The sequence below is a fragment of the Saprospiraceae bacterium genome, assembly GCA_016717265.1.
In the GTDB taxonomy this organism is placed as follows: Bacteria; Bacteroidota; Bacteroidia; order Chitinophagales; family Saprospiraceae; genus Vicinibacter.
Genome location: JADKFX010000001.1, coordinates 964650 through 977542, shown reverse-complemented (window position 1 = coordinate 977542; position 12893 = coordinate 964650). Strand labels below are relative to the sequence as shown.

12 protein-coding genes and 1 tRNA gene are annotated in these 12893 nt (G+C 32.6%); 8 read left to right on the top strand and 5 right to left on the bottom strand.

Annotated elements, in window-relative coordinates; translation table 11 throughout:
• Nucleotides 1-82: 82 nt before the first annotated feature.
• On the bottom strand, nucleotides 83-1018 hold the full coding sequence (locus tag IPO86_03850; protein ID MBK9727233.1) for a LysR family transcriptional regulator: 936 nt from the start codon (nucleotides 1016-1018) through the stop codon (nucleotides 83-85).
• 100 nt (nucleotides 1019-1118) lie between these two features.
• Between IPO86_03850 and IPO86_03845 the strand changes: the two genes are divergently transcribed.
• From IPO86_03845 to IPO86_03825, 5 genes are all read left to right on the top strand, one after another.
• The gene (locus IPO86_03845; GenBank protein ID MBK9727232.1) at nucleotides 1119-2606 is read left to right on the top strand and encodes a catalase; all 1488 of its coding nucleotides are present in this window, start codon (nucleotides 1119-1121) and stop codon (nucleotides 2604-2606) included.
• A gap of 404 nt (nucleotides 2607-3010) precedes the next feature.
• Nucleotides 3011-3217, top strand: coding sequence for a DUF2892 domain-containing protein (locus IPO86_03840; GenBank protein MBK9727231.1), 207 nt, complete (start codon nucleotides 3011-3013; stop codon nucleotides 3215-3217).
• Between the two features lie 364 nt (nucleotides 3218-3581).
• Nucleotides 3582-4454 carry a pirin family protein gene (locus IPO86_03835; protein MBK9727230.1) on the top strand — a complete coding sequence of 291 codons (873 nt, stop codon included), beginning with the start codon at nucleotides 3582-3584 and terminating at the stop codon, nucleotides 4452-4454.
• 53 nt (nucleotides 4455-4507) lie between these two features.
• A complete protein-coding gene (locus IPO86_03830) occupies nucleotides 4508-4741 on the top strand; it encodes a (4Fe-4S)-binding protein (protein ID MBK9727229.1) in 234 nt (77 codons plus the stop codon).
• 202 nt (nucleotides 4742-4943) lie between these two features.
• The gene (locus tag IPO86_03825) at nucleotides 4944-6407 is read left to right on the top strand and encodes an aminoacyl-histidine dipeptidase (GenBank protein ID MBK9727228.1); all 1464 of its coding nucleotides are present in this window, start codon (nucleotides 4944-4946) and stop codon (nucleotides 6405-6407) included.
• Nucleotides 6408-6563: 156 nt separating this feature from the next.
• Here IPO86_03825 and IPO86_03820 read toward each other — a convergent pair whose 3' ends face one another.
• Both IPO86_03820 and IPO86_03815 read right to left on the bottom strand, forming a co-directional pair.
• Nucleotides 6564-6908, bottom strand: a complete 345-nt coding sequence (locus IPO86_03820; GenBank protein MBK9727227.1) for an Hsp20/alpha crystallin family protein — start codon at nucleotides 6906-6908, stop codon at nucleotides 6564-6566.
• 238 nt (nucleotides 6909-7146) lie between these two features.
• Nucleotides 7147-9066, bottom strand: a complete 1920-nt coding sequence (locus IPO86_03815; protein ID MBK9727226.1) for a T9SS type A sorting domain-containing protein — start codon at nucleotides 9064-9066, stop codon at nucleotides 7147-7149.
• A 778-nt stretch (nucleotides 9067-9844) separates the two neighbouring features.
• On the opposite strand from IPO86_03815, the gene IPO86_03810 reads away from it, so the two are divergent.
• Nucleotides 9845-9919: transfer RNA gene (locus tag IPO86_03810), tRNA-Val, on the top strand.
• 67 nt (nucleotides 9920-9986) lie between these two features.
• On the opposite strand, the gene IPO86_03805 is transcribed toward IPO86_03810, so the two are convergent.
• Complete coding sequence (locus tag IPO86_03805; GenBank protein ID MBK9727225.1) at nucleotides 9987-10136, bottom strand: hypothetical protein; 150 nt, start codon at nucleotides 10134-10136, stop codon at nucleotides 9987-9989.
• A gap of 264 nt (nucleotides 10137-10400) precedes the next feature.
• On the opposite strand from IPO86_03805, the gene IPO86_03800 reads away from it, so the two are divergent.
• Both IPO86_03800 and trmB read left to right on the top strand, forming a co-directional pair.
• A complete protein-coding gene (locus tag IPO86_03800; GenBank protein ID MBK9727224.1) occupies nucleotides 10401-11210 on the top strand; it encodes an alpha/beta hydrolase in 810 nt (269 codons plus the stop codon).
• Nucleotides 11211-11220: 10 nt separating this feature from the next.
• Nucleotides 11221-11916, top strand: a complete 696-nt coding sequence (gene trmB, locus IPO86_03795; protein MBK9727223.1) for a tRNA (guanosine(46)-N7)-methyltransferase TrmB — start codon at nucleotides 11221-11223, stop codon at nucleotides 11914-11916.
• A gap of 15 nt (nucleotides 11917-11931) precedes the next feature.
• Here trmB and IPO86_03790 read toward each other — a convergent pair whose 3' ends face one another.
• Nucleotides 11932-12861, bottom strand: a complete 930-nt coding sequence (locus tag IPO86_03790; GenBank protein MBK9727222.1) for an isoaspartyl peptidase/L-asparaginase — start codon at nucleotides 12859-12861, stop codon at nucleotides 11932-11934.
• Nucleotides 12862-12893: the final 32 nt, after the last annotated feature.

Here is a 12893-nt window from a genome sequence, read left to right as displayed (position 1 = left end):
ATTAATAAAATACGCGAAAAATCTGGTAGATCTCTTGAAATTGAGAAGTGATATAATTTAAAAATACTGTAAATTTTGTTAACTACAAATCAATTATTCGAACTTCCTTTTCCTTATTTATCTCCATTGGTATAGCCTTCAGTATGGATTCCCTTAAAACAGCTACAAGCTTATGTTTCACATATTGCCGATGCGTAATCATACTTATTTCTCGAACTGGCATGGGTGTTTTGAAAAAACGGAGTCTCTTTTTTTGCAATTTACTTAAATTTAAAGCTGCCAATTCTGGTATTATTGTCATTCCAAAATTATTATCTACCAGATTTTTAAGCGTCTCAATGCTTCCCGCTTCATAATGCAAATTTTCTTCGATTTCATGTTGCTTTTTTAGTTCACAAAAATTTAATATCTGATTTCGCATACAATGCCCTTCATCCAATAGCCAAAGTCGGTTTATATCAATATCTTCTGGCAATACATAGTGTTTTTTAAAGCCTTTTTCCTGTTTATTTACAAATAAATAAAAGGTTTCATAAAATAAAACCTGTTCTCTAATGGATTTATCATTTAAAGGGCTTGCCAAAATACCAACATCTAATTGCCCATCCTTTAAACGCTGGACGATTTGAGTTGTAATGTGTTCGTTAATGATTAGTTTAACCTGCGGATAGGCAGCGATAAAATCTTTTAAAAATAAAGGTAAAAGATAAGGAGCCAAGGTTGGAATAATTCCAATTTTTAAATCACCAATGAGTTCACCTTTTTCTTCTTGAACAAGTTCAGTTACTTTGGCGACTTCTCCTAAAATTCTCCTTGCTTGTGCAATAATTTTAATTCCAACTTCTGTTGGTTTTACTGGTTTTTTGCTTCGATCAAATAGTTTAACACCCAATTCTTCTTCCAATTTTTGAATCATCATACTCAAGGTAGCTTGGGTAACAAAACAATTTTGTGCAGCTCTTAAAAAATGTCGGTGTGTATCGACTGCAATAATATATTCAAGTTGTTGGAAATTCATTTAAATAGATTTTATCTATACAAATATAGATAATATCAATATCATTGATGATTTTATTGTTGTATATTTGCTTATCTCTAAATAAAATAAATCAATTAATATGGAAAAGAAAAAATTAACTACTGCAAGTGGTAGGCCATTCTATGAGTTTGAAAACTCCATGACTATTGGTAATCGTGGGCCCATACTTTTACAAGATTACTTTTTACATGAAGATATGGCTCATTTTAACCGGGAGCGAATTCCAGAGCGCGTTGTGCATGCCAAAGGTTCCGGTGCATTTGGAACATTTACAGTCACCAATGATATCACAGCATACACAAAAGCTAAAATATTTAGTACCGTTGGCAAACAAACGAAAATGTTTATTCGCTTTAGTACAGTAGGTGGAGAAAAAGGGAGTGCTGATAGCGAACGAGATCCTCGTGGTTTTGCTATGAAATTTTATACGGAAGATGGCAATTGGGACCTGGTCGGTAACAACACACCCGTATTCTTTATAAAAGACCCAAAAAAGTTCTCACACTTTATTCATACTCAAAAAAGAGACCCGAAAACAAATTGTAAAAGTCCGACGATGATGTGGGATTTTTGGAGTCTAAATCCAGAAAGTTTGCACCAGGTAATGATTTTAATGAGTGATCGTGGCACGCCTTTTTCATATCGAAATATGAATGGATATGGAAGTCATACCTATTCTCTAATAAATTCAAAAAATGAACGTGTCTGGGTAAAATTTCACTTTAAAACCATGCAGGGTATTAAAAATTTTAATGGAAGTGATGCAAGTGAAATGCGCGGAATTGATCCTGATCATGCACAACGTGACCTCATTGATTCAATCGAAAATAATGATTTTCCAAAATGGGCATTGAAAATCCAAGTAATGACCGATGATCAAGCTAAAAGCTTTCGTTTTAATCCTTTTGATCTTACCAAAGTATGGTCACAGAAAGACTTTCCATTAATTGATGTCGGCACGATGGAGTTGAATGAAGTCCCTCAAAATTATTTCCGGGATGTTGAACAATCTGCATTCGCTCCTGCCCATGTGGTTGATGGTATTGGTTATTCACCAGATAAAATGTTACAAGGTCGCATACTATCATATCCTGATGCACATCGCTATCGTTTAGGTGTTAATTATGAACATATTCCAGTGAACAAATGTCCTTATATGATTGCAAATTATCAACGTGACGGACAAATGCAAGTAGGTGATAATGGGGACGCAAATCCTAATTATCGTCCAAATAGTTTTGACAATATTGAAGTCGATGAATCCTACAAAGAACCTGCGATGAATTTAGATTCAAATATTGCAGATTGGTTTGACCGCAATGAAAATGATAACGATCATTATACCCAACCTGGAAATTTATTTAGAGACGTATTAAATGATCAAGACAAAAAGAATTTAATAAACAATATTGTTGGGGCCATGAGTGGAATTAGCGGACCTAAAAAAGATGAAATAATCAACAGACAATTATGTCATTTTTTTAGAGCTGACATTAAGCTTGGAATGGCCATCGCAACTGGTTTAAATGTATCGATTGATGAAAAAACAATGGCTCATACACAATAATCTAAAGCCTTTTTATTTAAACAATGAACCTAGCTAAATTTAATAAGTCCGGTATATTTACACCGGACTTATTAAATTTTAGTTTATAAATATTTTGAACATAATTTAGCCCATATTATAATTCATTTAAAAAAGATCCATTCTGAATTTTTAAAAATAGTAGCAATGAAAAATTGGATTAAAAAAATAGGATTTATTGGTTTCTTATTTTTCCTAACGAAAGGATTGATTTGGCTTTTATTAGCGTACACAGTATTCAAATAGGAATTTTAGGTATCTCTGAATCTTAGATCATTCCTATTTCTGTTTAGGTATCCATTAAACTGTAACATAAGTTACAAAAAATGAGGATTTACTTTCTACCTTTATAAGATTCTACTTTTTTAATTCTAAAATTCATTCAAATGGAACCTAACATGGGTAATATGGATAGAAATATCCGAATTTTTGTTGCTTTAGTAATTGGAGTGCTTTATTTTACTAAACTAATTTCAGGAACGCTGGCTATTGTTTTACTCATTCTAGCCACCGTGTTCTTACTAACAAGTATCGTTCGATTTTGTCCACTTTACCTTCCTTTCGGTATATCCACCGTCAAAAAGAAAGATTAAATAGAGTTTTAGCAAGTTCCATAGTAAGGTCTCTTTATTTTATAAGTTTAGGAACTTTTCTATACCTTAAATTAAGGCAACTTAAGCCAAGCGGGGTACCTATATCGTCAGAAACGCTCACTGGCCAATAAAAATAATTCTATTTTCAACGATTTGAATATAGGACTGTTAATATTTTAGTATTCGATGAATGTATTATTGAAATATAGTTTTTCAAACCCAGGCTAACGGTTAAAGTCCGCCTGTTAGGTAATTTGGCTACTATTTTAGTAAACAAAGCGAGGTTTGTTAAAACTGATAACAGCTCGACAATTTGAACGAATGAAAACAGATATCATTATTTTTGTTTAAAACATTTAAAATTATGAAACGAAAAGACTTTATTCAAAAAGGATTAATGGGTACTGGAATTTTTGTGGCTTCTTCGGCCCTAGGTGCAGTTGTTAAGAATGATATTGATGAGCTCAAGGAACTTGAAATTTTAGGTTTCAACCACATTCCAAACACAAATTCAAAGCTAATGGCGAATACAATTTTACATAAATCTGAAACGCGTGGAGATGCTAATCATGGCTGGTTACACAGTAAACATACTTTTAGCTTTGCAAATTACTATAATCCTGAAAGAATGCATTTTGGGGTACTTAGAGTCCTTAATGATGATATCGTAGCTCCCGGAATGGGTTTCGGTACGCATCCGCATGACAACATGGAAATAATTAGCATTCCTTTGGAAGGCGACCTCGAACACAAAGACAGTTTAAACAATGTGGCAATTATTAAGAATGGAGATATTCAAGTAATGAGTGCCGGTACCGGAATTCAGCATAGTGAATATAATAAAAATAAAGATAAACAGGTAAAATTTCTTCAAATTTGGGTCTTTCCAAATAAGAAAAATATTACCCCACGGTACGATCAAATCACCTTAAACCTAAAAGACAGATATAATAAATTACAACAAATTGTTTCCCCGAATCCAAATGATCCCGGAGTATGGATTCATCAAAATGCCTGGTTTCATTTAGCTAAATTTGATAAAGGTTTATCCACAGAATATACCTTTAAATCAAAAGGAAATGGATTATATGTTTTTAATTTAAATGGAGATTTAAAAATTAACGATCAGTTATTAAATTCTAGAGATGGATTTGGAATTTGGAATACTGATAAAATTTCTATAAAAGCAGAATCCAATACTGAATTTTTATTAATGGAAGTCCCCATGAATGTATAATTCACACCGAGTGGATCGGCATTTCAAGTTTAATTTATAATTTTTAAATCAAGATGAAAGAAATTATTAAAAAATATAAAAATGATTCCTTGACTATAGTATGGAAACCAGGCTTATGTATTCATTCTACCAAATGCTGGAAAGGAGAACATGGATTACTGGCGGTATTTAATCCGTCCGAAAAGCCCTGGATTAAACCTTTTGGCGCTTCCACAGAATCCATAATTGCGCAAATAAAAACTTGCCCAAGTGGTGCCTTAAGCTTTTTCATGAATGAAAATGTCTAAACATAAAACCTACAAATGAACTTGGTCTTGCATTATTGCAAATTCATAAAAACTGAATTTATAAATTTTATAATTCAAAGATCACTAAATTCATAAAACCAATTTAAATATTCAATTTGATTGCCAACTTTTACTTTTAAACGAAATCGGAAATCAATAATCGTAAATTATATATTCTTAAAATTTTTAAAAAACAAAATAAATGCATACTAATCCTTCGATTCGAATTCTAGAACCCCAATTTATTTGGAATCATTTTGCAGATTTAAATGCTATCCCAAGAGCTTCCAAAAAAGAAAATCAAGTGATTCAGTTTATTAAAGAATTTGGCGAGCGATTAAATCTTTCAACGCAAGTTGATGAAGTGGGTAATGTGATTATCAAGAAACCAGCCACGAATGGGATGGAAAATCGAATTCCAATTGTTTTGCAAAGTCATTTGGATATGGTTCACCAAAAAAATGCAGATACCTTTTTTGATTTTAATACACAGGGCATTGAAATGTTCGTTGAGGAGGATTGGGTAAAAGCAAAAGGAACTACCTTAGGTGCAGATAATGGTATTGGAGTAGCAAGTATCATGAGTTTATTGGCATCCAAAGATATTCCACACCCTGCATTGGAAGCTTTATTTACCATAGATGAAGAAACTGGAATGACCGGAGCTTTATCCCTAAAAGGTGGCTTGCTAAATGGAAAAATAATGTTGAATTTAGACACGGAAGAAGATAATGAATTAACGATCGGTTGTGCCGGAGGGGTGGATGTTACGGTCACCGGAAATTATGCTTATCAGCAATCAAAAAACAAAACAGCGTTCAAATTAAAAATAAAAGGACTCACGGGAGGCCACTCTGGTACAGAAATACATTTAGGTAGGGCGAATGCAAATAAATTGATGGTCCGTTTTTTATATTCTATTTCAAAACAACTAGAACTTGAGATTGGAAGTATTGATGGTGGAAGTCTCCGAAATGCAATACCCAGAGAATGCATTGCAGAAATCTCAATACCAGAATCAAAAATAACCTGGTTTAATACTGAAGTACAGCATTTTCAAAAAACAATTCAAGAAGAATACCAAAGTACAGATCCAAAACTTAGTTTTGAATTGAGCGCGATAGAACATACTCCGAATGTATTAAATGCTGAATTTCAATATAAACTCCTAAGAAGTTTATATTCTTGTCCGAATGGAATCTACAGGATGAGTCCAGATATTAAAGGATTGGTACAAACTTCTAATAATGTTGCAAGAGTGTTGGTAAAAGAGGCTTCATATTCTATTCAATGTCTGACTAGAAGTTCTGTTGAATCTGAGAAATTTGATTTAGCAACTACAATTTCTGCACTTTTTGAACTTTTAGGAGCTGAAGTTAAATTTTCAGGATCTTATCCAGGTTGGACACCAAAACCATCCTCTCCAATTGTCAAATTAATGAGCGAATTATATCAGGAACGATACCATGAACCCGCTTTAGTAAATGCATGTCATGCCGGACTAGAATGCGGAATTCTGGGTACCAATTATCCAGACATGCAAATGATATCTTTCGGTCCCACCATACGAGGTGCACATTCGCCAGATGAAAAAGTAAGCATTTCTTCAGTTCAGAAATTTTGGGAGTATTTAAAAGCAACTTTGAATGCTATTCCAATCAAATAATTTATCTGAATATTTTAGTAATTTTTTTTACACGCATTACAGTGTTAAGAAATCGCACTAATTTTAGTTTCATAGCATGAAAATTATTTAAATGATAAAAAAGTTCCCACCATTAAGGCAGGAACTTTTCATATTTTTAAAATTTAAAATAAACTATTAAGACACTTTAATTTCTTTCACTGTCTTCGTTAGGTTTTCTTCACTTTTAGGGATCATTAATCGAAGTATTCCGTTTTCATATTTTGCACTCATTTTGTCTGCGACACAATTCTCAGGAAGTCGAAACGTACGGCTAAAACTATTATAAGAATACTCTATGCGGGAAATGTCTTCTGTTTTTTCTTTAAATTCTTCATTCTTTTCAGCACTTATAGTCAACATGCCTTTGTCTATTTCAACCTTAAAGTCTTTACTTTCAAGACCCGGTGCAGCTAATTCAAATTTATATGCATTGCCGGTGTCAATAATATTTACAAATGGGAGCCGGTTCGCCAATTCCATATCAAAAAAATCTCCATCAAATTCCCAAATTCTTGGTGAAAAAAAACTGCCAGCATCAAAACGGTCGCTTGTAATTTTTGGAAGCAAACTCCTTTTTGGAAAACTTAAAGTTGTCATGATTTTGAATTTAATATGTTAAACAATAAATAAATTGCATGCCAAACTTATAACAAGAAATCATTCAAAACCAATGATATTGCTTATGGTTTTAGATGACAAATATTAGCTCCTCAGGGTACTATTCTTTGATAAACCTTATAATTCCGGTTTGCCCTTCAATATTAAAATGCAAAAAATAGATTCCAGTATTAAATTCTTTAACATTTATTTCTAAGAAACTCGATGGTGTTGTTTTCTGGTTCAAAATTTCTTTTCCAGTATCATCTATCAATTTAAACTGAATAGATTGAAATGTTTTAGCAAAACGAATTTGCAATAAATCATGTACCGGATTTGGAGCTATTGAAACTAAATCTTTGAGTTCTGTCTCACTTACTGTTGTGATCACATCATTTTTTTGTATTAACCAAAGATCAGGATCGATTACTACCGTATCCACTTTAAAAGGAATTTCAAGACTATAATTTTGGCCAGAAAACATATTTTCTAATCGAATTATGGTATCCCTATTTTGATTTTTAAATTGAATTGGAATTGGCAATTCAAAATAAGGTACAGAAGGGTGGGATTGATTTTGATTTATTTGAATATTAACGATCGTTCCATTTTGACTCCATTGCAACTGATAAATTGGATATCCTTGTCCGGTAAACCAATCATCAAAATACCAATCCAGCGGACGTCCTGAAGTTGATTCAAAGTGTTCAATTAAATCACCAGTGCGGGCGAAACCATAAACTAAAGAAGGATCGTTCACATAATTGTGAACCGCTTTGAAAAAAGCAGAATCACCAATTATCCAACGCAATTGATGTAAAATTAAAGCACCTTTCGAATAACTTAATCTGCCATTAAATATACGTCCAACTTGAGTTGTATCATCGCACCATACAGAACCTCCGGGTTCACTAATAACATCTTCGATTCTCCCGGCTTTAAATTGTCTCCACCATTGTGGTAAAATGCGCTCATAACTTAATCCAGAAAGATATGTGGCAAAGCCTTCATTAAGCCAAACATCTTGCCATGACCCACAGGTTATTTTATCTCCAAACCAATGATGCGCAAGTTCGTGAGCTAAAAGTTCAAAATAAAAAGCACCCACAAATGTAAACGTTTGATGCTCCATTCCTCCACCCCAACCAAACTGACAATGACCATACTTCTCATCTGCAAAAGGGTAGACACCAAATAAAGTATCATATAATTGCATTACAGGAATAATCCATGGTGTTTGGGAAGCAGCACTTGCAGAATCTTCCGGATAAATATAATTTAGTACTTCTGTATTTGTGTTTTCATAAGGAACAAAATGGGAGTATTGAATATAATTGGTAACAGCCATACATATCAAATACGTAGCAATCGGATAGCGATGCTTCCAATGGTAAATTTTAAAATTGCCTTCTAAAGTTTCATCCATCAAAACACCATTACTCGCTGCGCGATACATTGCAGGTGTTTTAATCAGAATTTCAATAGAATCTGCTTTATCAATAAGACCGTCTTTACAAGGCCACCAATCACTTCCACCATAGGGTTCTGATAGCGTCCATAATACAGGAATACCGGCATGCATATTGGCATCAAAAGAACCGAATCCTGTTTTAGGAGGAGCCCCTTGATAATATACTGAAACTGAATCCATTTCTCCAATCTGAATAGTATTCTGTATAGGAATTGTAAGTTCATCAAGGAGGTGTGTAAAGCCTACTTTCGTACCCCGATATTCAACAGAGTCCACATGCAAAACATTACTTAGATTAAATCGAATATTTTGAAAGTCTAAAACCAAAGGACTTAAATAAGTAGTGACTTTGCCTTGGATGTAATACACTGCTGGGTCAACCTGCCATTCACAACGATGATAAATTACATCATAATCATCAATAAAAATTTGAGCAGAAGCATTCAATTTTAAAGCATTTGCTTTTTGTTCTGCCTTTACTATGTTTTGAAAACCTTCTTTAGTGGGTGCCTGCTGAGAAAATCCTATAACTAAAAAGTTAGTAAAAATTAACAAACTAAAGTACTTCATTGGTAAGAATTTCGATTTTAAAATCATTAAATTAATTTATAGCTTATTTAAAAAAAAGAAAAAAGTTTCAGACCTATTGAATTGGAATACAGTAAAACCAAATAAGAAAGTAAACTCAGGTGATAAAACTTCATAATATTTAGACAAATATAACAAATAAAAAATTATTTGTGCAGCAGCATCGTATAGTTAAAACGGACTACAAATATACTGAAGAAAATCTTTATGATTCATTGTTTACAACTAAACGTTTAAAAAATGAAAAAGCTGCTTTTAGAAAATTAAATCTTAAATAAATCTGATGACTTCAAAATTACAAAAAATAGGAGAATAAATAATTAAATTATAAACTCATTGGAAATACGAAGCGAATCATTAAAACAATTTGATTTTAAAAATTTTATTGCATAAAACTTCTAAACTTAAAAAATTCATATGCAATCCAATGAACTAAGATAATAAAGTTGTTTCCTATAAATAAAGGCTCGTTCAAACTTGGTTTTAAATAATACAAGATTAGAATTTTATGGTTCATTACTTGATGCATAAGGTATTCTTTTAAAAACTTCCATTTGGGAGGAATGCAACGAATTAGATTTGCACCCTTAAAAAGTTAAGTTTCTGAAGCCATTTCAAAGAATCATTCATTATATTATATTTAATTATATGTTTAACCTGCTGATTTTCAATTATGATAATATTAATATTTAAGCTTTAAGAAAATATTTTTGGAAAAAAAAGGCACTCGTGTATCTTTGCAACCCAAATCACTGAATTCGGGAGATTAGCTCAGCTGGTTCAGAGCATCTGCCTTACAAGCAGAGGGTCACTGGTTCGAACCCAGTATCTCCCACTTAATAAATCAAGGAGTTATGTTTTACTAAGCATAACTCCTTTTTTTATAATAAAAATACGCCCGGCTAATATCCATGGTATTCATGCAATAAATACAATCGCATATATTCCCTCATTTTACATAAATCATACACTAATTTATTCTGATTTGGATACTCAATTTGATGCAAGGATATCTCCTTTTGATCCAAGTAGAACTTTTGCGTTGTTTTCATATAAATGAAAATTCTGTAGTATTAAATTTAATCTTTTTCATTATTTGAATCGAATGATAAAATTAATTTTATTGTAAGCATTTGGTAGCTATTTAGATCTTTTATTATTACATCCATGCATAGCAAAATTATTTAATTCTGTATTTCTAACAAGGAGCCTTTTCTATATCCTGATGATTATACAGATATGATGGTATATCGATTTTAAAAATCAAGGCAAGCTGATAGTATTATTCTAAGCCAAAGTTTTTATCTTGGCGTTTCATGAATTGGACGATAAGAAATATTATTTTAAGTTTTGGAGCAATTCTGATCTTATATATTGTTGGGGTCCTCTCATTATATATTTTTATCGATTCTATCCTTTTTCGTACAGAACGAACCAACAACTATAATTTTACCAATTCTAAACGCAAAGAAGAAGTTCAAATTAGTATCCCGGAACAAAGTGTCATCTATGCAGCCTTGTGCAAACCTACCGGAAAAGAAAAAGCAATGGTACTCTATTTACATGGTGCTCAGGGTAATATTAACAAACATCTTGGTTTTTGTGAAAATTTTACATCCAGAGGTGCATCTGTTTTAATTCCGGATTTCAGAGGATTTGGAAAATCATCAGGTTCAGTAACAGAAAGTAGCCTGAATGAAGATGCTATTTCGGCAATGGAATGGATTCGAAAAAGATATCGGGAAGATAGTATCATTATTTATGCAAAGGATTTTTCTGCAAATGCCGCTTGTTATTTAGCGAGTATGCTTCCTTGCCGATTTGTCGTTCTCGAAAATCCGGTGTATTCATTAAGACGTTGGATGCGGGATCGATTTCCTGCCCTGGCATTACCGTATGAACTAAAATATGATTTTAACACTTATGACTATCTCCCAAATAGCATTAGTCCGGTATATATTCTACAGTCAAAATCAAACGCTAATTGTAGTCAATCAGATGCAAAAAAATTACAAGACTTACTAAAAGATCCAAATACACTAATTTGGTTAGAAAATAATAAAAATGAATCTATACACGAACTTGAACAATTTCAAGGAGCTTTAGATCAACTGTTTAATTTTTAGAATTCCCTTCATGAGTAAACGAAGTAAACTTGAGAAGTTTGCAGAAAATTTAAATTTGCCAAATGTTTTTGAAAATTTTAGTTTCAAAAATCCGGTACTTTATAAAACTTTGCATGAACAAATAGAATTTAAGGGAAATTGGAAGTTGGGTTATTTCAAAAATAAGGATCCATTAGTTTTAGAATTAGCTTGCGGTGGAGGAGAATATTGTTTGGGATTATCTGCTTTGTATCCTATTAATAATTATATTGGAATTGATATCAAAGGAGCCCGAATATGGAAGGGTGCGAAAAAAGCACTCGATTCACAAAATGAACGAATTGCATTTTTACGAACTAAAATTGAATTATTGCCTCATTTTTTTTCTGCTCATGAAGTGGATGAAATTTGGATTACCTTCCCAGATCCATTTCTAAAACAAAGAAAAACTGCAAAACGATTGACAGCTCCATTTTATCTAAATATATATAAACAAATTTTGAAACCCAATGGAATGCTTCATCTAAAAACGGATGATACAACACTCTATAATTTTACCTTAGAAACCTTACAACAAGATACTGACTTTAAAATTCTTGATTTTAGTGATAATATATATAATTCAGGAAAAGAATATCCTGAAATGGATGTTAAAACATATTATGAATTAAAACATCTTGCAATTGGAAAAACAATTAAATATATACGCTTTCAACGCACCAGCTAAGGTTTTGTAAAATTTCTATTTTTCGTAAATTCCTATATATGCTTCTTGCCCACTTATCCGAGAAGCCCGATACATTCCTTCTGTATTAAATGGCATTGAAATGGATCCCTGTTTATCAATAGCAATAAGGCCTCCATCTCCTCCTAAATCTTTTAATATCTTATAAACCACGTCTTCTGTTGCATCTTTTAGATTCTTATGTGCATAGGCCATCAATGCGGAAACATGAAATGCTGCATTCGCCCTTATAAAATACTCTCCGGATCCAGTACAAGAAACCGCACAGGTATCATTATTTGCATAAGTTCCTGAACCAATCATTGGACTATCTCCGATTCTTCCAAATTTTTTATTTGTCATGCCACCAGTTGAAGTAGCTGCTGCCAAATTTCCATGTGAATCTAAAGCAACTGCCCCTACAGTGCCAAATTTTTTATCCACATGATCCAATATAATTTCATTATTCTTTTTGGCCAATTCCAATTGTTTAAAACGATGCTGAACAAAAAAATAGGATGGATCCATTTTTAGAAATCCTAATTTTTTTCCAAAATCTTCAGCACCTTTTCCAGCTAAAAATACATGTTCAGATTTTTCCATTACAAAACGTGCAAGTTTGACCGGATTTTTAATAGTGCGAACCATTGCCACTGCGCCAGCATCCAAATTTCTGCCATCCATGATAGATGCGTCCATTTCATTTTTACCATTTGCGGTGAAAACTGAACCTTTTCCAGCGTTAAACAAGGTACAATCTTCTAAATAAGTAACCGCCGATTCCACAGCATCTAAAGCACTACCGCCCTTTAACAAGATCTGATAGCCTTTATCAAGTGCTTTACTCAATGCATTTGAATACTTTGCTTCTTTACTAGCACTCATGGTAGATTTCCGAATGGTTCCGGCCCCTCCATGAATTGCAATCCCAAATTTTGTCCTGGTCATGAATAAATATTTCAACACAAATGTAAAGAATA